This window comes from Maribacter corallii, from assembly GCF_047345415.1.
Taxonomy (GTDB): Bacteria; Bacteroidota; Bacteroidia; order Flavobacteriales; family Flavobacteriaceae; genus Maribacter_C.
Window position 1 is genome coordinate 228,819 of record NZ_JBLFEP010000004.1, and the last position, 24,119, is coordinate 252,937.

The 24,119-nt window shown below is 44.9% G+C and carries 8 protein-coding genes; all 8 read right to left on the minus strand.

Translation table 11 applies throughout. From position 1 onward, the window contains the following. Positions 1 to 15: 15 nt before the first annotated feature. The 8 genes from ACKWCA_RS15320 to ACKWCA_RS15355 all read right to left on the minus strand — a co-directional run bounded on the left by ACKWCA_RS15320 (position 16) and on the right by ACKWCA_RS15355 (position 24,026). Complete coding sequence (locus tag ACKWCA_RS15320) at positions 16 to 9,591, minus strand: malectin domain-containing carbohydrate-binding protein (protein ID WP_413979082.1); 9,576 nt, start codon at positions 9,589 to 9,591, stop codon at positions 16 to 18. A gap of 29 nt (positions 9,592 to 9,620) precedes the next feature. Continuing rightward, positions 9,621 to 18,011, minus strand: coding sequence for an HYR domain-containing protein (locus ACKWCA_RS15325; protein WP_413979083.1), 8,391 nt, complete (start codon positions 18,009 to 18,011; stop codon positions 9,621 to 9,623). Between the two features lie 708 nt (positions 18,012 to 18,719). Continuing rightward, positions 18,720 to 19,265, minus strand: a complete 546-nt coding sequence (locus ACKWCA_RS15330; protein ID WP_413979084.1) for a 1-acyl-sn-glycerol-3-phosphate acyltransferase — start codon at positions 19,263 to 19,265, stop codon at positions 18,720 to 18,722. Between the two features lie 63 nt (positions 19,266 to 19,328). Next, the gene (locus ACKWCA_RS15335) at positions 19,329 to 20,456 is read right to left on the minus strand and encodes an iron-containing alcohol dehydrogenase family protein (protein WP_413979085.1); all 1,128 of its coding nucleotides are present in this window, start codon (positions 20,454 to 20,456) and stop codon (positions 19,329 to 19,331) included. Positions 20,457 to 20,464: 8 nt separating this feature from the next. After that, positions 20,465 to 21,163 carry an HAD family hydrolase gene (locus ACKWCA_RS15340; protein ID WP_413979086.1) on the minus strand — a complete coding sequence of 233 codons (699 nt, stop codon included), beginning with the start codon at positions 21,161 to 21,163 and terminating at the stop codon, positions 20,465 to 20,467. Next, positions 21,154 to 21,867, minus strand: coding sequence for a 3-deoxy-manno-octulosonate cytidylyltransferase (gene kdsB / locus ACKWCA_RS15345; RefSeq protein ID WP_413979504.1), 714 nt, complete (start codon positions 21,865 to 21,867; stop codon positions 21,154 to 21,156). The genes ACKWCA_RS15340 and kdsB overlap by 10 nt, the downstream gene beginning before the upstream one ends. Before the next feature lie 64 nt (positions 21,868 to 21,931). After that, positions 21,932 to 22,501: a DUF4126 domain-containing protein gene (locus ACKWCA_RS15350; protein WP_413979505.1), complete on the minus strand. Its 570-nt coding sequence runs from the start codon at positions 22,499 to 22,501 to the stop codon at positions 21,932 to 21,934. An 85-nt stretch (positions 22,502 to 22,586) separates the two neighbouring features. Next, the gene (locus ACKWCA_RS15355; protein ID WP_413979087.1) at positions 22,587 to 24,026 is read right to left on the minus strand and encodes an ATP-dependent DNA helicase; all 1,440 of its coding nucleotides are present in this window, start codon (positions 24,024 to 24,026) and stop codon (positions 22,587 to 22,589) included. Positions 24,027 to 24,119 lie beyond the last annotated feature (93 nt).

Genomic DNA, 24,119 nt, shown 5'->3' on the forward strand with positions numbered 1-24,119 from the left:
AAATTTAAGTTTTATTTAGGGGACTTCCTCACCTTGGGTATTGAAATTAGAGGCCAACAATGAGAAGTCGACCAAGGTCACAAAACCATCTCCATTAAAATCGGCGCGAGGGTCATAGCCGGCTCCTCCTTCCTGTAGATTAAACGTACCCGCCAAAATCGAAAAGTCTTGAAGCGTTACAAAGTTATCGTTATTAGCATCTCCCGCCCTTAGCTCGGCTACCGACGCCGTGTTGGCACCAGCCACGATGGTAACTGTGGTCACCCGTTGTAAGTAATTGGATACTTTAACAGCCACTTCATAAGTGCCCGCTTCAATACCGGAAACCGTTACCTCACCTCCAGCGCTTCCCGTAGGCGTAAATTGATAACTAGGAACCGATGCTCCTTGCTCATATACCTCAACGGTCATCTCGGTCGTTAGGTCAGTTCTTCCTTGCATGGTGTAGGAAAGGGTCAAATCACCGGTATCGACCGCATTTGGATCATACAATAACGTCACGACATTTGAAGTATTACTGACAGGTTTATCTGGTGCATACGCCCCGGAAGACGTCACTGCCACCAACTGATTCAACCCACCATCGGGAGTACCGTTACCGAACGAGGTCTGTAATAGCTCAATAGGAATATCCACAGAACCTCCAGTGCCGATCAACCCTGTATAAAGACTTTTTGCCATGGCTTCATTGGCGTAGTATGTCGGATCAGGAACATTAAACGGATCACCTCCTTGCGCGATATACAATCTCGAATCAACGACCATCAAGGAAACTACATCTCCAGGGGTTCCGGTCACGGTTACGACTTGATTTAAGCTATTGACCGTTGCCGGCCCGACTCCAGTTCCAACAACCGAAATGGATGGGGTCACAGGAGTGTCAAGAGCCGCTATGGCCTGGCCTCCACCCAAGGAACCATCCTCATATATACTCGTCGTCAAATTGGAACCATCACTAAAGGATATGGTCACCGTTGCGCCCACCACTTCAAAACCGGAAACCGATCCCGCTGCTCCTGCTCCGGGCACCGCTTGAATACTGTTTGGATCGATATCCGTAGCAAAGGTGAAAATCTCACCTGGGTCAAACTCCTTAAAGTCGATACTCATCACATCAAAACCTCCGTTTCTAGGTTGCGAGAATGGTGTAGCGCAAGGATCAGTAGGCACTACTAAACCTACAGCCGTTGCGCCTGTACTGGCCTCGAAACACTTGGCCGTAGCGTCACCACCATTACCTAACGGATCGAATACCATATCTGGTAAGATACCCGTACTAAGGTCAATGGTGACATTGGTAATCTGCAGGGCTCCTGAAGAATTGTTGGTAATTTGCATGCTTCCAGCCGTAAACGTACTGGTATCCAAATCGGCTCCTGGTGTCATCTCGATCAACACGGCCGGACCTATTATGGCATCGGGATCATATTCCAAGACAATGACATTAGAGGCTATACTGTTTTCCCCATTCGGTCCGTTGACCACGGCAATAAAATGGTTCAATCCACCATCTGGAGTGTTGGTTGCCCCTGGGGTCTGGGTTAGGGTCACGGGTATGTTCGCAACACCTGAAGGACCCAATTGTACGGTGTACAGTTCTTTGGCTAAGGCCTGGTTGGCCTCGAATAAATCGATATCATACCCAACACTCGGATTACCCGGATCTATATACAAACGTCCATCTACTCGTAGAAGGGTGATTGAACTATTCGGTGAACCCGTTACCTCTACCAAGTGATTGGCGTCCGTAACCAAGCGTGAGGTAGCCAGTCCGTCAACGAGAATAGATGGAGCGATCAATGCATTACTATCCCCATTGATGATCACATCGGAACCGCCCAATGACCCCTCATCGAATAAACTTGAGGTATATACAACACCACTTGCAAATTGAATACTAATGGTAGCGCCAATCAGTTCAAATCCGGAAATCGATCCCGCATCACCAGCCGTTAAATCTCCTTTTATAGTTGTAGGATCCATATCCACCCCAAAACTAAAGGTCTCACCAGGATTGAAATCCGTAAAATCAAGACTCATGATATCATACCCTTCTTCATCATCGATTCCATTGTGAAATTGCGTGAAGATGTCCACACAATCATCTTGCCCGCTTCCATCAGCCCCGGCGGTAAGACCTACAGGTCCTCCTGGGTTCGAACCAGCAGAAAGACATTTTGCAGTAGAATCGCCTGCAGTACCTACCGGATCGAAAACCACATCTTTCATAAACCCTGAGGTCATATCCAAGGTAACATTCACAATTTCATCATCACCCGTATTCTGGATTACAAAAGAATTGTTTCCAAAAGTGGATGAAGTGAGGCCGCTACCCGTAGTAACTCCCACAGTTGCCGAAGGATTTCCAATTTCGGTGGCGGTAACGTTCCAAGTAAATTCTACCTGGGTAGTGCCTTGAGGATCACAAGCATCGGCAACATTGACGATAACATCATACGGGCTATCGGCAGAAGCACCCTGTACCTGCCCGACAGCTCTCTCTGACTCGGGAAGGGAAAGGTTTTGTTCATTACCACTAAAACCTGAGTGGGCCAAGACCATTCGATCCAACGCATGATTACTCGAGCGAACCGAAATCAATATATTGTATGTACCCGGATTGTCAAAACGAGCGAATATTTGATGTCCATCATTGTCACTGGTCAACGTGGACCATGTCCAGTTCGTTGAACCACTTGAGAAGACCTTGAACCAGCCATTTCCTCCAGCACCTTGGGGCGCATTCCCCGTACAATCATTCGTACTTCCATTGAATCCTTTTGGACAGACAATACTACTCCCATTACCTTTTTGTCCATAAAAGGCATCCCCTTCGATTTTCAACCAAGTATCATTGTGATCCGTAGAACTGGTGCCGTTCCCCACTTGGGTCCGCCATTTGAATTGATAGACACCCGTGGTGGTTATTTCTACCGGATAGGTAATAGTTGAGACACCTGTTTGACCTAGAAACTGTCCTGCTTCCCAAACGATAAAATCATCGCCTGTGGCGTTTTCTGGGCTCGTAATGTTTGGAGAAGTCGCATTTGCAGCATTTACCCAACTGCCCGGCAAATTATCAGTAGACTCCATTTCGATGACCACCAGACCATTTTCTTCAATAAAGGCCCCAGCGGTTCCACTACCGGTACCTTCAAGCAAGGTGCCTGAAATTACTCCGGTCGTCTCATCGATTGTCAGATTTTCCGGAAGATTTTCAGCAGTGTATGTCAATGGCCCACAAGGCGGACTTGTTCCATCGAGCGCCACAATCGGCAAATTGATCACATCTCCTTCAACGCTCACTTGAGCACCAGGATTGGTCACTAAGGGACCTCCTCCCGTTGTCGGGGTAACACTTAGGATTTCAATTCCTTTTATCGCTGGATTTTGATTCCCTTTGATAAAATCAATATTCAATGTACCGTCATTTACAATGGCCAAGAAAGACTCGACTTTGGCGATATTTACATCGGAACCGTCTCCTGATGGACGATAATCATCCAAAACCAGGACGTCTTCGATTTCAACATCGAAAATACGATTATTGGCCGGTGCTGCGTTTTCGTCCGCCCAGTTCTCATTGAACAAAAGGTTTACACGAAAGGTGCCATCCCCTGTCGGGAAGCTCCAATTCATATTGTTCGGATTGGCCGCATCGCTCCAGCGTTCTGTCTGGAAAACTGCATCCGGATAGCCCGTGGTATTTTGCGCCAATGCGGCGTTTGAACCAAAAGTATTATCCACAGCTGGAGCTACAGTATTGACGTATGGCGAAGGTGTTCCCGTATTTGCAGATCCTCCAGCACTGGCAGCACTTTGATCTTCTTCGAAGTCGCCCGCTGCGTCCACCACCAAGGCACCTCCAGCATTGATACGGTAGAGTACCGCATCTATGGCTTCCCCAGAAACTATTGGAGAGTTCACACTTTTTCCGTCATCATAAGCCACTACTAAACTAGCCGTTTCGCCTTGGGAAGATCCCGTATGCACTATTGAAACGGATACCGTCTCTCCCGGATTAATTAGACCAAATCCTGTATTCGAAGAAATCGAAAACTCACTTGCATTGGTTCCACCTAATTGTATACTTGTAATAATCACCGCCGCGTTACCACTGGAATGGGTTATTGAAACCGTTTCCGTACCTCCCGTAGGGACAGTGATGTCAGCAGGTAATGTTAGCACGCCTGCAACCAACGGAGTACCTTGTGGGTTATCTGTACCAAAGAACTCCATGTTCTTCATAGTACCTCCACCGCCTTTAGAGCTCGAACCGGCAGTAACATGTATGCCGTTCCCTGATACAATAGCTTGTGTGCCATGTCTTTCGGTGATTAAGTCGGCCCTAGAGGTCCAATTCCCTGTAGCGGGATTAAAAGATTCTGTTGTTGTAACCGCATCATCTACAAGATTACCATCAAGATCATTTTCGATTTCGCCTCCAATAACATACAACTCATCTTGGAAAACGGCTACCGAAGCGGCTGCTCTTGGGGTCGGTATATTCTGCCCGGCTGGTAAAGTAGACCAGGTTCCAGCAGAAAAATCGAAAACATCGACTTCCGCAATAAGTGGACTAAACGTTCCACCAGGTCCTCCAGAAAGACGTCCACCAGCAACATATAATTTATCGTCTATGACTCCGGCGTGAAAGTGATCCCGTGCTCGTGGAGCATCGGCCAATGTAGTCCAAATACCGGTAGCCGGATCAAACTCATCAAACCACGGCACATATTGTCCATCGTGACCGTCTGCATTCCCTGCAATGACATAGAACTTGTTATTGTACATCACAAGACCGGCAGATCCTCTTTTTCGAGCATTTGGCACCGCAGGCCCTTGTACCCAATCATCCGTTGCCGGGTTGTAAGTCCATACAAAATCGGCAGGTACCTCATTCGGGAAATCATTATCCTTAAAGGCTCCAATAACCCAAATCAGACCGTTGTATTCCACTGCCTGAAAGTGATTGAAATCGGAAGGTGCCGAAGATCCTATAGTACTCCAAGTTTTCGATTGATAATCGTAAACGTCCAAATCAGCTGGGTTCTCCCTACCACCGAACAGATAAAACTTATCGCCGGCCTGAACAAAAGAACATTCATGCCTTGCCGTATGGTTTTCATCATCGGTTTGTGCAGTCCATTCGTCATTAACTGGTGGTGCCGCAGCAATAATCTCGATTCCCTTAATCGCGGGATTCTGGTTAATTTGTATAAAGTCTATATTCAAGGTACCATCATCTACAATAGTCTGAAAAGACTCAACTTTCGCAATATTCGTTTCAGAACCATCGACGGAAGGACGGTAATTATCCAGAACAAGCGCACCTTCTATTTCAACATCGAAGATTCGGTTATTCGCTGTTTCGGCATTTTCATTCGCCCAATTTTCATTGAACAATAGATTTACTTGAAAAGTGCCATTACCGGTGGGGAAACTCCACTTCATATTATCCGGTACCGGATTGGAATTATAGCGTTCCGTAGCGAATAACGCATTCGGGTAACCTGTGGAATTCACGAACCCTCCTGGTAAATCAGCTCCAAAAGTCAAATCTTGGGTAGCGAAATTCACATAGGGAGAGGGCGTTCCGGTTACTGCATTACCTCCTATGTTTCCTGGGCTGCCCGCAGATTTTTGATCTTCTTCCCAAGCTACGGGTGAACTATCGTTTGAAGAGGTCAGACCCCCTCCGGTATTCACACGATACACTACCCCTCCTGGATTTGAACCATCATTGACAGTCCAAGAAAAGGTAGTACTCACTGCATCACTGGAAGTTTTGTCTACGGTAATCTCTACCGTATACGGACTGCCTGCGTCTGCATTTGCTTCAATTGTTCCGTTAATATTTCCTGTGGTAGGTTCTATCTCTAATCCCGGAGGCAGGCCGGTAGCGGAATACATGAAGTTCTCATTGCTGTCTCCGCCTGAGGCATTGATAATATCGAGATTCACCAAAGCACCTACGCTGCTGGCTTGGTTCGGTATCGCATCAACCGCCAATGGGGGGGTAAAGGTTCCACCTAAGCTCAGGATCTCGATTCCGTTGATCAATGGGTTTTCAACTACATGTTCGAAAAGAATAGTGAGGTCACCACCAGTTGCCGTAACCTGGTATTCTTTCATACCTCCTGTGTCATCACCGAACTCGGTAATCAAATCAATATCATTTTGTACGAGTACCCCTTCGATTGAAATATCAAAAACACGGGTTCCAACAGTGGACGTACCATCAAAACCATTGCCCATATACAAACGCACGAAATAATCACCATCGGGAAGCGTAAAATTCCACAACATCTCGGCACCTGCAGGGGGATCCCAGCGCTCATTGGCAAAAATAGCCTGTGGCACGTAGTCCGGTAGAGAAGCGTCCCTACCCGCAATATTGTGTGTAGAATGATTTCCGCCATTCACACTGTAACCAATACCATTTGACGTTCCGGATTGTGCTCCGGTGGCGGTAATGCCTTGCCAATTTGGATTCGGTGCATCCGTAGCCGTAATCGACGCTCCATTGGCACGAATTCGTATAATGGGTATGGGCTCATCACTAATAGTAACCGTAAAGGTCTGATCAACGAAAAGACCTGCTCCATCCGTGGCGCGAATAGTAATTTCCGTGGTAGCTGCTTCATTAGGTAAGGAAACATCCAAAATATTGTTATTGACCTGTGGATCGAACAATACATTTGTATTCGAGAATACAGAATACACAAGATTCGCGTCACCCCCATCATCACTGAAATACTCATCCAAAGAGTAAGACGTAGCCGTTTCCCCAACCAAAAAGCTAGAATCGGGTATGGGCTGTTGAATCGTAGGCTGGCTGGCTTGTACGTATAAGTAATCCCAAGTTCCTTCCACTTCCGCTCCAACGGTATTCGAAGAACCGATCAAACCTACAGCCAAGGGATTGTTGCTTTGTTGTATCGCATTGAGTACTGCCCCTTGAGCCGTAATGTCACCCAAGGTCTGCATCGTTCCCCCGTTAATTTTATATTGCAAGGTCACAATACCAGTGGCTGGATCGATTGTAAAGAAAATCGTCATGCTGCCATTAGGTCGATCCCCTGGAGCTAGGGCCAATTCGATGGGTGCCTGCGGTACATCATTAATCTCTTGCAACGCTTGTAAACCTGTCTGGTTGACCACAAATTTGATATAATTGCTCTGGGTACCATCCCCGATGAATAAGCCAAGCTCACCATTCGTCGGAGCGGAAGAGCCATATAGTTGAAGGGGGTCAGTAAAATTCAGCAAACGCCCTTCGACCGTAAAACTAGTTAAGGATTGATCGACATTGACGCCATATTGGTAGCCCTTATCTTGATCATTTGTCGTGCCAAGCGCCGTGCCATCGGTCATCTGTAAGGTCATCGCACCAACTGCGCCTCCGACAATATCGTTCGGATTCGGGCCTGCTCCAAGGACATCCAGCCAATCAAGCCAGTTCGGATTAGGTGCTCCGTTGTTCATAAATCCGGTCATACCGAGTCCTGAAATTCCTTTGAGTACTGGGTTATCCGATAAGAGATCGTTCAATACCGGTAAATCAAAAGCGTCGCTTCCGGAGTCCGTAGGGTCACCCAATTGAAACACGTCGTCCTTATCAAGAATTCCGTCATTGTCATCATCCGTATCATTTAAATCGGATACTAATGTTCCTCCTGCATCTTTATCAAAGTCTGTGGGCTGTGCACCACCGTTACAATGATCAACACCATTTTGAACTTCATCTAGATTCGCGTAGCCATCAAGGTCCGTATCATCGGTTTCAACAAATAAGGGATCCGTGGGATCGATACAAATGATATTAGGTTCCGGCTCAAAAATTTTAATGGTACCATTAAAGGTAGCCACCCAAATCGTTCCTGGAAAGGGATCGGTATCACTATTACAGGTAATTCCAAGAGGATTACCTCCAAGGTTAGAGATAAAATTTTGAGTCAAGTTTTCCAAACTACCATCTGGTTGAAGCTCCACACGGTGCAAACTTTTAACGTTATTGCTATTTCGTCCTACGATAAGGTCACCGACCATACTTTCCTCACCTGTAAAAATAGTCGAGGTGTACTCATCTATCCCATTACTGTTGTTCTGCCATGTAGTAACAAGAACGTCTTGCGGGCCATCTGGATTGAATACGGTAGGACCTCTCCAATCGCCTTGACGCACATCTGCCAATCCTACAGGCACCGGAGGCCAGTTTGCTGGAAGGGCAATACTCGCATCTGAGGTATAGATATTTGGGTCTTTAGTGCCAGTGGGGTCATATTTTTTAGTTCTGAATACTGCCCCAACGGTATTGTTTTCCGAAGGGTTTGTATACAGACCAGCACCTTCCGGGTTTGCTCGAATCGGAGCTGGATGTCCTCCATAGAAACTGCCGAAGTTATAATTCTGAATGTCAGTGGTCACCAGAGACAGATGATCTTGATTATCCACCTGCTCACCATCTACGGGGGAACTGCTACCTGGTTCTGCCGGATTGTAATTGTTGGTTACATTGGCGGTACCTTCACCTTCCGGCAAACCGCCCCATCCACCATTGGCTCCATTGTCGGTCACATATACGGCGCCACTTTCCGTGACGGCCAAGTCATAACTGTTACGGTAACCTGCGGAAAAAATCTGTACTGGCCCGCCTTCAACGATCATGGCTTGGTTCAGCCCATCGTTACCTCCCCATGGGTCGTTCACGTCAATACCGGTATAACCACCCGCATCAGGATCTTCAGGGCCAACGTTGGGCCTTGTGGGATCATCAAGTGTAGGCAAATCATAAAGATACTTTCGTCCTCCATCGAGCATTGGCGTTATGGCCTCAAGCATGGTCAAATTGACCGAAAGAACTGCCGCTGAAAGTGCATACTCCGTAGTCCATGCAAAATTGTCCGAAGGGGCACCCGCATTCGCATGGCCACCACTGGCAACAATCAAGAAGTCCGTGGTACCGATGGTCACGAATTCAAGACCATTAGTGGCATGATTTTCCTCTGACCTCGGTAATCCGCGTACGATATCGACAACGTCCCATTCACTTCCGGTCCAGGTCAATCTGGTGATGACCCCTGAATTGGTATCCAAGTTTTTGTCTCCAGCTGGCCCACCTACCCTTGAATCACTTGACGTAACATACATTATAGGATTTGTCGCTGTTCCTGCCACGGTCAAACCGGTTGCTTCCCTTGAGTCACCACTGGTATTACTACCATCATCGTTATGGTTTGGAATATTTTTGACATCCAATAACTCTTCCGAAGCGGTAACCACATAGTCATTGTTACCGTTCTTTTGAACTGTGAAAATGTCTATGGTTCCATTTAGACTCAACACATAGAGTCGCCCATCAGGACCATACATCAGTGATGTACCGTTGTTCACTCCTCCGTTTCCATCAAAGTTCAAGTTACTTTGTCCAAAGGACTGCGCGCTCAGGTTTTGAACTCCCAAGAACATCAAGAATAAGGCAGTAATTGCCATACCGACCCATTTCATTGGACTCATTATATTTTGCCTTTGGACGATAGCGAGCGTAGGGGACTCCACCATCATGGCATTTACAGGATACTTTTTCATTTTTTTCTCTTTTATATTGGGACTTACTTCTATCGTTTAATAGCCATTTGTTGTTGCAGTTCTTTTCCGCTAGCGTCAATAGTACGTACGAAATACGTACCTGATGGTAGGTCCTGAACCGGAATCTGTCTTATCGTTATTTCTTCTCCTACCTCGCCAACAAAAGTTTTGGCCAATCTACCGGTTGAATCATAGACATTGATTGTACTTACCCTCTTCGGTGTTTCAAAAAGGAGTGTGGCCACTTTATCTACGGGGTTGGGTGAAATGGTCATTTCACGAACAGTTTTCGCCGAAAGTGTTGCCTCCTGCAACGTAAATCCGACGGTCAATGCAGTCCCTGTGGCTCCTCCACCTCCATTTAAGGAGTGTGGGGTCGCGGATACTACATAGTTACCGGTAATGAATTCATTTCCAACGTAAACACCTGCCGGAGAATCTCCGAATAGGGCATACGGTGCAACATTTTCCAAGCTACCATGCGATTGCGCGCCTGTCAATGTAAATGACACACTACCGACGTCCGTGGTCGTGTTCGCCCGAATGTTCAGGTTTGTTGTAGGCAGATCACCTATGGCAATTACCGCTCCACTCGTTAGAGTAAGAATATCGGCATTTGTATTGGCGTTCACCAACGTGAAGCTGAGCACAGAAAGTTCAGCGTTCACTGTTGTAACGGTAATGTTTCTCATTGCACTTCCATCGCAGCCCGTATTCGGATCGGTATACGAGTAGGTAATGGCATAAGTACCAGCTCCAACAGACGGATCGAACATACCGTTGGATACCCCTTCACCGGAATACGTTCCTCCAACAGGTATACCTCCAGTCAAGTCAAAAGCATCTTCGGTATCCATCACCGAATCAAACATCGCTAAGGTCACATTCGGACCGGCAGGATCACTTAAGGAGGTCGTGACCTCATCAGAACATCCATTGGCATCAGTAACGGTAACGGTATATGTTCCGTCCGTAAGCCCTGCCGCAGAAGAAGACTGAAGCGAATTATCGTGGCTCCAACTATAGGTATAGGGTTGAACAGCACCAGTGATGGAAAGCACAATAGCCCCATCAGAACCTCCACAAGTGCTAGGATTCACCTTTGACTGTACGGTAACATTCATATCATCACACAATGGATTACCTTCGACAACAGCAAAATTGACAGTTATTGTAGGTCCATTATTAGGGTTCGCGACTAGCGTGTAATTCCCTACAGGAAATACTTTCCCTATGATGTTGACTCCGATATCCCCAAATAAAGAGTGCGGGGCAGGGCCTTCAAATCGATTCTGGGTAAGTGGACCCGTCAGTTTGAAAGCGACGCCGTTCGGATTCAAATTGGTGTTGTAAATAACACCCAACGGTATCTCACCAATCATACTCTTATTTATTTGAAGTCCATCGGTTAGCGCAAATAATTCGGTATCATCTCTCGCATCCAGTACGATAAGGGCAGCATTTGCTGTTTCCGATGTAACCAAGATGTTTCTTGATGCACTATTTGAACAACCTTCGCCATCAGTATAGGTATAGGTAATCGAATAACTTCCAGGACCTATACTAGGATCAAAGGTATTATTGGTCACACCTTGACCACTATACGTTCCTCCTGCAGGAAGACCTCCGGTCAACGCAAATGATGAAGCGGTCTCCAACACATTGGCAAAAGGCGCCAAAGTAACCGTCGGCAATGGCGGACCATCAAGCGTTATCGTCACTGTTTCTGAACATCCTGCTCCATCGGAAGCAGTAACCGAATAGGTACCTGCCTCAAGACCTGTAGCAGTATTTCCTGAAAGGTTGTCGTCATGAGACCAGTTGTAGGTCACCGGCAATGCAGTAGATCCTGTGGTACTCACAACAATCTCACCATCTGTACCATTACAAGTGGTCGGATCAGATGTGGATGAAACCGCTAAGTCAAAATTCTCACATGCCGGATCCACGTCGGTTACTTCAAAATTCACCACAATGGTCGGGCCTGAGTTCGGATTCGCCGATAAGGTATAGTTCCCTACTGGAAAAGGTTTCCCTAAAATATTAGTACCTATATCACCGAAAAGTGAATACGGTGGGGTTTGGCCCTCACCTCTATTTTGTGTAATGGGCCCGGAGAGTTTGAAGAACACTCCATTAGGATTGAAACTCGCATTGAAAATAATACCTAATGGCGTATTGCCAATGTCACTCTTTTTAATCACCAAACCATCGACTAAATCAAATAGTGGCTCGTCTGTCGTAGCATCCAACACGGTCAGCTGGGTATTACCAACCGAAGCAGCTTCAACCGTAACAACAGAAGTACACGTACTTTGAGTACCACTTAAATCGGTAACGGTGAGGGTAATTGTATTTGCACCCAAATCGGCCGCGGTGAACGTTGTCTTACTGGAAGTAATGCTCGCTATTCCACAGTTGTCACTAGATGCGCTACCTAAAATGTTCGCGTTGATAGTCGCGGTTCCTGAAGCATTCAATTGAATGGTCGTGTCACTACAAACCGCAACTGGTGCCTCCGTATCGTTTACGGTAACCGTAAAGCTACACTGCTCTTTGTTACCTGCGGCATCCTCTACTTCGAAAGTAACCGTCGTTTCCCCGATCGGGAAAGTGTCACCGCTGCTCGGACCGGCAATCTGCTTGGTTATTGCCCCAGGAAGATCATCCTCACCTACAGGGTCACTAAAAGCTACCGCAGCACCGCAAACACCAGTATCGTTAGCGACTACGATATCTCCAGGACAGGTAATTGTCGGCGGCGTTGTGTCTTCCAACACCGTAACGTTCACGGTCCATACTTTTTCACTGTTGTCTTGCGCTGTAACTATGTATTCGATTAAATCGCTAAAGTCTCTTGCTACATTGGTTCCAGGCTCGATAGAAGCACCAGCAGAGAATACCAAACTTGCGGGCACCAAATTGGTGACATCACTTCCAATCGGCATGGTCAAGGAAATCGTGCTTCCGCTAATCGTTGTTGCTCCTACTTGACCTGCCAAAGTGAATGCGGTTATCTCTTTCTCGGAGGACGCAGTGAAATTCACGGTAATGCTCTGGTCACAAAATCCAGGAATACCATTGGAATCAACAGTCGACCAACGAATGATCGTCGTACCTACTGGGAAGATATTTGGTATCGGGTTACCAGTATCTCTTACTTCACCCGTAACCTCTAAAATTCCGGGACAGTTATCACTAGCAGTAGCGAATCCGATATCCTCGATCATCATCGGACTTCCATCAAGACTGGTCACCGAAATGTTCGGTGGACAGGTTACCTCAGGCGCTTCGGTATCGTTTACGGTAACCGTAAAGCTACACTGCTCTTTGTTGCCTGCGGCATCCTCTACTTCGAAAGTAACCGTGGTTTCCCCGATCGGGAAAGTATCACCGCTGGACGGACCGTCGATCTGACTGGTTATCGCCCCGGGAAGGTTATCCTCTCCAACCGGTGCACTGAAAGCTACCGCGGCTCCACATTCCCCTGCATCGTTATTCACAACAATATCGCCGGGACAGGTAATCGTTGGCGGTGTCGTATCCGGAAGTACGGTCACGTCTACCGTCCATATTTTTTGGCTATTATCCTGTGCGGTAACGGTATAGTCTACCGACCCACTAAAGTCTCTTGCCACATTGGTTCCAGGCTCGATAGAAGCACCAGCAGAGAATACCAAACTTGCGGGCACCAAATTGGTGACATCACTACCCGCAGGCATATCCAAGGAAATGGTATTTCCAACTATCGTTGTTGCTCCAACTTGATTCGCTAAGGTGAATGCGGTTATCTCTTTTTCGGAGGACGCAGTGAAATTCACGGTAATGCTCTGGTCACAAAATCCAGGAATACCATTGGAATCAACAGTCGACCAACGAATGATCGTCGTACCTACTGGGAAGATATTTGGTATCGGGTTACCAGTATCTCTTACTTCACCCGTAACCTCTAAAATTCCGGGACAGTTATCACTAGCAGTAGCGAATCCGATATCCTCGATCATCATCGGACTTCCATCAAGACTGGTCACCGAAATGTTCGGTGGACAGGTTACCTCAGGCGCTTCGGTATCGTTTACGGTAACCGTAAAGCTACACTGCTCTTTGTTGCCTGCGGCATCCTCTACTTCGAAAGTAACCGTGGTTTCCCCGATCGGGAAAGTATCACCGCTGGACGGACCGTCGATCTGACTGGTTATCGCCCCGGGAAGGTTATCCTCTCCAACCGGTGCACTGAAAGCTACCGCGGCTCCACATTCCCCTGCATCGTTATTCACAACAATATCGCCGGGACAGGTAATCGTTGGCGGTGTCGTATCCGGAAGTGTCACCGTAAACGTTATCATATCCATAGCTCCAGAATTCGGAAATTGTACATGATCCTTATCAGCGGCAAAAACCAAAATAGTATTCTGACCTTCGATAATTCCATTACCGGCGCCATCTTTGGCCAACAAGCCGCTATTTTCATCGAATTCAAATATAGTAGCGGAGCTACCGGCCGTAGAGATACGCTTTTCAGAATCGAGAGCATTGATATCCGGTGGGTTGATATAAAAATGGAAGTGTTCCGCATTGTCAAATAAGACACTGGTTGGATCAACCGTGACACTGACCGTCAAGCTACTTAAATCATCTTCGTTGTTTGGTGCTGTAAACACAACCTCCGGAGAGGAAACATTTACTGTAATTTCGTCAGTCCCCAATTCGCTATTTGAATCAAGAACATTAGCCGTCAATGTTTGAGGGCCGGGTTTCACAAATTGTCCATTTACAGAGGCGCCTACATTATTTGTGGCATCCGTATCAAACTCCGTATCGGAAGATAACCATTCAATCGAACCGGAAATATCTCCGTCCTCGGCATCATTGGCCGTAGCGGTCAATAGAATATCCGTTCCTCTGATGACATTCGCGCCATCGGCAGGTGCCGTAATGGTGACCTCGGGAGCCTCATTTGGTAAATCAGAGATAAAACAAATATCAAAACCTTTAACGGAAGGGTTTTGAGTTCCCTTGAGGAAATTGACATTTAAAATACCATCTCGTACAGTAGCCCGATATGTTTCCACTTTGGCTACATTGATTTGCGTTCCATCAACTGAAGGCCTATAATCGTCTAAAGCAAGGTCACCCTCAATTTCTACATCAAAGACCCGAGGATCTCCTCCTTCTCCATTCCAATTCTCGTTAAATAATATCTTAACATCGAAAATACCATCACCTGTTGGGAAAGACCAATTCATATTATCAGGGTTGGCCACCGTGCTGTAACGTTCCGTCTGAAACAAGAAATCAGGATATCCTGTGGTATTGGATACAAGAGGCGTTAGTGAACCAAAAGTTTTATCTTCAGCAGGTGCAACTAAGTTGACATAGGGCGAAGGTGTACCAGGGCTCGCACTTGATCCTGCATCAGCTCCTGAAGTGGCCTGATCTTCTTCAAAATCACCGAAGTTGGCCAACAAGGTAGGTCCTCCGGCGTTGACCCTAAAACGAGCATCACAAGAAGGGTCGATCTCAGTGACTACAAGAGTGACCGTAGCAGTACCGGTTAAAGGAGAAGCGTCACTATCGGTTGCTTCCGCAGTTATTATATGCGTGCCAATCGTGCTAAGGGCAGCTGTGATATCCGCTCCTACCCCCAATGGGCCATCAATATCTGAAGTCCATATAATAGTGGACGACAAATCACCATCTTGAAAGTCATTGGCCGTACCGCTAAAATTCAATGTAGTGCCTGTAGTCAAAGCAATACCATCAGCTGGGGTGGAAATAAGCACTGTAGGGGCCGTATTTTGCGTTGAAGGTGTAAACTCCAATTTTTGCGTATTCACCCCACCGTCGAACTCCAATAGTAGTGTTTGTAACCCACTGTTGGCAAAGGTCACCGTAGTTGTGAAATCCTTGTAATTGGACCATCCCGCTTTCGGAACCGTTACGAAACCTATGGACGTAGGGTTTCCTTCTTCGAACATGATAATATCGGTAGAACTACCATTTGCCCCGCTTCCATTTGCAGAGGTAAACTTGACCTCATAAAGACCTGCTTCTGGTACATCGATAAGGTATTCTACAAAATCCCCGTTTTCAATATACCCGATATTGGTACCTGAATTTTCTATCGAAACCGTAAAAGTTCCTTCCGCATTTACTCCTGGACTATTTCCATACCATGGTAAAGGGTTTGAAAAAGTAGTGGCATCAAGGACACTTGGTGTATTGGCATCGTTGGATACAGGATGTGCCACATTGATAATGAAGGTTTTCGTAACCTCTGGATTGACACCATCATTCGCAGTGACCCGCGCAAAATAGGATCTTGAATCCGGAATACCACTCGCAAATGAAAGCACATAATTCCCTGAACCTACAGGATTTTCCAAAAAGGTATAGCCAGCTATCGTTCCTCCAGAGGTATAAGGTACTGTGTTCGTGTTTTCGGGAGTTGTATTGATACTCTTATCATAAATTACGATGGAGGCCGAGGTATCCGTATCATCAGTAACCGTAATCGGAATCGTAATACTTTCGTTCTCCTTCACCTCAAAAACTTCAGCGATAGCTCCAATAGTCGGGGCCGCATTATTGCCAATACCAATGCTTATTGCAAAAGTCGTTGAAGTCACATCCTTTCCATCAAAAGCCAATAAAGTGGCGGTGTAGTCTCCAGCATCGCCAGCTACTGTTATCCATTCAAAAACAGCACTGTTCCCATTGGGAGTTAAGGTGTAGGAACTACTTGGGACTACACTGTCGTCAGCGTCGTTTGTAATCTTTATTTGAAACTCAGAAATACCATCTACGTCACTCGCTGTAATCGCTTGTGTTATAGTATCTCCCTGGTCTATAGCAATGTCGTTGATCGTAGTAATCGATGGGGCCGAATTGGCCGAACCATCGTTTGCCCTGATACCTATAGCACTTAGTTTTGCATTGTCTACCAACGTAGTAGTCGCTATGCTAAGAACACCGTCAGTGACGGTTACTACGAATGTCTTGATCAGACCGGTAGCCGGTGCAAAAGCACCGCCCGAATTAGGATTTAGTGCATCAAAATTATCCAACTCAATCGCATTTCCTTCAATATTCACATTGAATATGCGTTTACCCGGTATTGCATTTGAAGGTGCATTTAAGACACCTTGAAAAATCTCTGCTATGTATAGGTCAACAATGTAATCACCATTGGGCACATTAAAATTGTACGAATAGTCGCCAAAACGTTCTTTGCGATAAATTTCGTCATCCGAAGTATTCGCAAAATCGGTATTCGCCAAAGTAGTCACCTGACCGGCGTTAGTCGGAAATGCCGTACCTCCTGTAAAACCGGTGTCGGCCAAAAATGTGATGCCACCGGTGTTCACTTCACCTCCCCCACAGTTTACGTATATGGGATCGAATGCGGCTAATTTAAAAGTTGCGGCAATTGTCCCGGGAGCTGAAACATTCATAAATTCATAAGAAGTCAGAGGACCTTGGGATATTCCACCGACCAAGACATCATCTATTTCATATCCTGATTCCGGTGTAATCGTAAATATTTGATTTCCGCCAGCGATAACTGAGGTATCGCCAATGGGAGAAATGGAACCATTTGGCCCTGCACTTGCTGCAATAACATAGGTCGTTACGGTAGGCGCGTTTACAACAACTTGTATATTCTCAGTATCGCTACCTCCATTACCGTCGGTTACCGTTAGCACTACATTGTACGTATCCGCCGCAGTATACGCATGGTCTATTGTCTGTCCATTGCCCGTGGCACCATCACCAAAATCCCACTCATAAGTAAGTAGGTCATCATCTGGATCCGAAGAAGTCGAGGCGTTAAACGAAATAATTTGATCGGTTTCCGCCGGATTGGGCGTAGCCGTAAAATCAGCTACGGGATCTCCGTTCGCACCTACAATCGTCAATTCGATAGGATCTGGTTCATTTAAGACATCGGTACCGGCCAGATAGGCCACCGTTAATGCAATGGGAGGATTTGGGTCCACAAAGTTTACCGTTGTCACACCGGCCTGTGAAGCTTCAAATTCGATTACGAGAAAATCGAAATTTGCCGTAACCGGAATTGCGGGCGGGGTTTGAACACCCGCTGAATAATCGATTGTACCAGCCGTATTATCAAAAACCGGTGACACAAAGGGGGTCGTCAGTTGATTCGTGCCCGCGATCGACAGATTAGTGACCTGTAAAGCGCTCGGGTCAAATGCCAAGTGTACCTCTGCGGCATCGACTAACTGACTGCTCGATTGCAGTGCAATTGTCACCGTAAAAGGTGTACTCGGATTAAGTGGGCCTGTTTGTACATTACCTACAAAATCCGCTTGAGCGGATAAGGTTGATGAATAACCTAACACCAGACATACTAGTATTAGAAGTTTGGAAAAAGTGTGGGCGGTTCTCATTTTCATAGCGTTACTATTGATTATATACATTGTGGTTTGATATCTGATTCTGGCAATTGCTCACACATCGAATCATCATAGTTGTTTTTCGATGTGACGCAGAATGCATTTATTTTCAAGGAAATAAGGAGAAACTCCAATGACCGGTCAATTGCCTTCATTGAAGTTGATAAGGTGAAAAGAATTTTTTTAACGTAATTTATTTTCATGTAATGACCCCTTAATTAAAGTGATCATAAACAGGAAAAAATCATTTTAAGATTTGGGATGTCTTAAAAAAATTACAATTGATGCTACCTACAAATGAGAATACAATAGGCCAAAAGCCTAACCGTAAACTTTCTCAAAAGAGAACTCAAATGCAAAATATCCTCAAAACGTACCTCTTGAAACGACCCACTACCTTTCGGAGTAGTTCTTCCAAAAACCGTCAAAAAAAAGGGGGGAGAAAAGAACTTTCATATATTAACTAGAAGCTCCGATTTTGAAATCAGTTTTGAAATTGGTTTGTTTTGGTTAGCTCAATATTAACATTTGATCCGGTCAAATACATACATTTATTGTGGATTCTTGTTAATGTGTTCGAAATATTCGATGAACGGCACTATTTACAACCATCGATTCGAGAAAACATCAAATGAATAGAAACTTATTTAACAAGAGGTCTGAAAAACGTAAGAAAAAACAACCGACTGATTTGAAGGAATGTTGGCCTCAATTGAAATCATATTTGGGTACCTTTCCTACCACTCCTTTGTAAAAAGCATGATACTTCTGAAAATCAACTTCCAAATTCCCCGTAGGATATGTTGGTTCGGATACTTTGACCTGCTTTTTGCCAAAATCAAAAGCGACCATCACTATCGGTACTTGAGCAGCCTTGGCGATGTAATAAAAACCCGTTTTCCATTTGGTGACCTTCTTACGGGTTCCCTCCGGTGCAATAGTCAGTCGAAACCTTTTACGTTCTTTGAAAATAGCAGCTGTCGCACTAACCGTATCGTTCGATTTAGTTCTATCGATTGGGGCTCCACCAGTCCACCTAAAAATAAATCCGAAAGGAGGTTTAAAAAGGCTTTTCTTACCTACGTAATTGATCTCCGCATTCCAAACTTTTCGGATGAGCAATCCTAAAAAAAAGTCGACCCAACTTGTATGCGGAACAACGATAAAAACGCATTTATCGATATGATACGGAAACTCGCCAACTACCTTCCAGCCCAGTATCTTAAAGTATATAAATTTCGCAATGAATTGCATAGCACTTTTGATTTAAGGGCTCTAGAAATGTCCTATTGATTTGATGTAATCCGCTTTAAAGAATTAGATTTTTTTATAAATGGATTTCAATTTTTCAGGGGTAATCACTTTTTTCCAGTTGAGGCCCAAGGCATTTTCCCAAAGCGGCTCCATACCCATAGCCACGTTAATCATGGTGTCGAAGTCTGAATCGTTAAGGTTTGCGCATATGTTCGTTGGGAGTTGAATTTGATGTTTATCCTTCATGAGTTTAAATAAGGCCACTCCTTCGGGATAGAATTCCTCAAGATGCTGAAATACCAAACAGTTACCAATACCATGTTTGACACCCAAAAGATAGGATAATCCATAACTAAGTGCGTGGGCCACGCCTACTTGAGAATAGGCAATGCTCATACCTCCGTGCCAAGAGGCCATCATTAATTTAGCCCGGGATGCTTCAGGTGATAATTCTCCCAAATACACTTCTTTACAAAGATCAAGCGCTTTTTCACCATAACTCTCGCTAAAAGCGTTCAAATAAGTACCGCTTAAAGATTCGATACAGTGAATAAAACAATCCATACCGGTGTAAAACCATTGGGTTTTCTCAACACCCTTGGTCAAATCGGGGTCTAATACCACCTGACTAAAGGTCGTATGGTCCGAATTGATTCCTAATTTCATCTTAGGCCCCAAAAGCACGGTCGTTCTCGAAACTTCGGCACCCGTACCACTAATTGTCGGAATACCCACGTGATAGATCGATTTCTTATGGACAAGATCCCAGCCCTGATAATCTGCAGCACTACCCCGGTTGGTCAACATGATGGAGACCGCCTTTGACAAATCCAATAGGGTACCGCCACCAATACCGACAATACCAGAGGGCAATTCATTGAAATCAGTTCGTATTCTCTTTACCAGGTAATCGACTTGTTCGGTTTTGGGTTCTTCATCCGCGGAAATAAAAATAAGTTGGTCGTTAAAAATCAGGGGAATTCGTTTGATCAAAGCCGTGCCCTCGAAAACATCATCGACCAGAAAAATAAATGGAGCATCGGAATGCTTGCGATTTGGCATTAAAATTTCGCTCAGTTGATCAAAACTACCTCGGCCGAACACCACTCTTGGCACCATTGGGAAATTGCGATACCCGGGTACCTGGTTTATCGACTTCTTCTTAATAGCAGTATCTTTTCTTATCTCCATACCTTGCTTTACAAGTAGTTAAGAATATCACTTAAATTATTGATTTTCAAATAATTAAATTCACCTTCCTGTTCTTTTACTTGTTCATGTTGCCAAGTAGTGTGGAACGGAACGTGAACGGCTTGGGCACCAATATTCAAAATAGGCAGCACATCTGATTTCAGTGAATTGCCGATCATTAAAAACTCTCGGACATCAACTTCTAAATTCTCGAGCAAATTAATATAGTTGTTCTCCTTCTTGTCACTAAGCACCTCGATATGATGAAAGTACTTTGACAGACCGGATCGTTCTATTTTCCGTTCTTGATCCAACAAATCTCCTTTGGTCATGACAATCAGACGATACTTTCCGTTCAGTTTTTCAAGTACCTCTACCACTCCTTCCAATAACTCGACGGGATGTTGTATCATCTTTTTACCAAGAGTCAAAATCTCCTTCAGGGTTGCCTGCGAAACCGTATTATTTGAAAGTTCTAAGGCCGACTCTACCATTGAGAGCATAAACCCCTTTATTCCATAGCCATAGAGTTCCAAATTTTTCATTTCCATTTTGAAGAGCTCTTGGTCGATTTTATTCCTGGTCTCATACCCCTCCAATAAATCAGCAAACCTTTCTTCGGTTTCCCTAAAGTAAGTTTCATTGACCCAAAGGGTGTCATCCGCATCAAAGCCGATAACTTTGATCTTACTTTTATCTATTTCCATGCTTTCTGAGCTCTTTTCAAATCTTCAGGGGTATCAATTTCTATACCACTTACCGAAGTTTCTACCATTTTTATCTTCTTACCATACTCCAAATAACGTATGGCCTCGATTTTTTCAGTTGCTTCCAAAGACAACATGGGCAGCCTTTGAAAGTCCATCAATGCACGCTTTCTAAAAGCATATATTCCTTTGTGTTTATAATAAACCTTCTCCACTTCCTCCGCCCTAGGGTATGGTATCGGGGACCGCGAAAAATATAGGGCAAAATTTCTATTGTCTACAATGACCTTCACGGTATTAGGATTAGCGATTTCTTCACCATCATCTATTCGTACCATAAGGGAAGCCAAATCGATTTCCATAGCAACATCGTCCCGGAAAACATCTAGAACACTTGCCAAACTTTCACGATCCGTAAAGGGTTCGTCTCCCTGAACATTAACGATGATGTCCACATCCATATTCGATACAGCTTCTGCGATTCGATCACTCCCACAATCATGCTCTTTTAAGCTCATTATCGCCTTTCCTCCCGCTTTTGTGATTGTGTCGAATATGATTGCGCTATCGGTCACTACAAAGACCTCATCAAAGAGTTTTGTGTTTATCGTGGCTTCATAGGTTCGCACTATGACAGGTTTTCCAGACAGATCTTGCATCAGTTTTGCCGGAAATCGAGATGCCGCATAGCGGGCCGGTATCATTGCGATTGTTTTCAAAAGGATAAGATTTATTCCGTTTTCTTCGGCTTTTGCAAATAAAGCGTATTTAGGTTTTAGGGCGTGGTCTTAACTTTCGATAAATTCGAAAAATTATGAACAAAATGATGATAACCAAGATCGCTGCAAAAAATGGAGCGAATATGGATGCGGTGGTCACCAATGCCGCTGTGCCCGTTTCCAAGGTGGAAACAAGAGGATTTGCCAATCCGCCCGTAGTGGCCGTCGAAGCCAATCTACCTGTAGCTCCGGCGCCCTTAATCGCGGTAGCCGTACCTCCACCAGCAATAATCGCTAGAGACCAAGTGATTACCGGGTCTAGATCGGCCACCGTAGATACCATAACCGCCGTACCAGCAATCGCTGCCAAAGGTACGGCCACACTATCCAAAAGATTATCTACCCATGGAATAAAATAGGCGAATATCTCCACCAAGGTCGCAACGCCCAAAGTTATCACTGCAGCAAGACTTCCAATCCATTGCCAATTGTCGTTTAACTGCCATACATCAAAATAGGCAGCCATACTCAAAGCGAAAAGGGGCAGAAAAACACGAAAGCCGACCGAAGCGGCGAGGCCCACACCAAGAAAAATACTGATTATTGTTTCGGAAGTCATTTTAGAACTACTTATTGGTCTTCGCACGGAAAGCAATTAGAGGGAAACTTTATGTTCACAAGCTTCTGTGCGCTACGAATTTAACCTATTCCGTCTCAAGAAAAAAATCGTCTTTGAAACCAATGAGAAAGAGCTGATTCTTGGCGCGGGTTATAGCGGTATAAAGCCAACGCAAATAGTCTTTATCCACTCCGTTAGGAAGATAGGGCTGTTCTACAAAAACGGTATTCCATTGACCTCCTTGCGACTTATGACAAGTAATCGCATAAGAAAACTTGACCTGTAGCGCATTAAAGTACTTATTGCCCTTGACTCCTAGAAACCTCTTATACTTCGACTTCTCCTCGGCGTAGTCTTCCATAACGTTCTGATATAGACGGTTACCGTCTTCATAAGACAATGATGGGGTTACCGATTGAATCGTGTCCAATAACAACACGGTCTCAAAGGGCTTTTGATTAGGATAGTCGACCATTTGTACTTTCACTTCCGCAAATTTGAACGAATAGAGTTCCTTGATCGAGAAAATCTCCAAAACCTCTATAATATCACCATTTGCGATAAAACCTGCTTCGGTCTTTGGATCCAACCAAAAATAATTGTTCTTGACTACCATCATGTAGTCTCCCACTGCAATTTCATTTTCCAAATAGAGAATACGTGATCGAATATTCTCATTATACAGGTTGGCTCTTTTGTTCGATCGCACGATAAAAGCCGTTTCTTCCTTTCCATTTTCAGCATAGGAGGTGTCAATGGCCTCTTGTATTTCATTTCCATCGATCAAACGAACAATATCAGGATAGCTACCAAGGTCAAACTGGAAACTGTCGAAATAGGTATTTTGCAGTTGTTCCCGCAATAACGTGGCATTTGCCAATATTCCGGAATTCTCCGCTTGACGCACCACTTCATCCAATTCTATGCGTACGACCTCTTTATTATAGTCCATTTCCAATCGATCCGCATCCAATGCCGGGCTCAGGTTTAACTTTACCGGTGGCAACTGGGCCGTATCACCGATTAAAATCAACTTACAATTGTGTCCTGAATAAATGAACTGCAACAAATCGTCTAGCAGAGAACCGTTTTCAAATAACTTGGAATCAGCAGGTGTATCCGGAATCATGGAGGCTTCATCGACTATAAAAACCGTATTTCTATGCTTGTTGGGTGCCAGAACAAACTGCACACCACCTCCACTTTGCTTCTTGGGAAAGTAAATCTTTCTATGAATAGTGAACGCCGGGGTATTCGAATAATTTGACATCACCTTTGCCGCCCTACCAGTAGGTGCCATCAAAACAGACTTCATGGCCGTCTTCCAAAGACTATTGACCAGAGTACCTACAAGGGTAGTCTTACCAGTGCCTGCAAAACCTTTCAACAAAAAGATGGCATCTTTTTTGTTGGATAAAATGTAAGCGGCCAACTTGTGTAAGGCGACCTCTTGTTTTAGCGTAGGCTGATGTGGAAATCTTTCCTTTAAAATGGAGTAAAAAGAAGCTGCTGTAAGCATCGTCATAGGCTTTCAAAGATAATCAGGATTTTTAGGTCAAAAACTTTTACGATTGAAAAAAAAATGTAAATTTGTTGCAACCACTAAATTTAATTAACT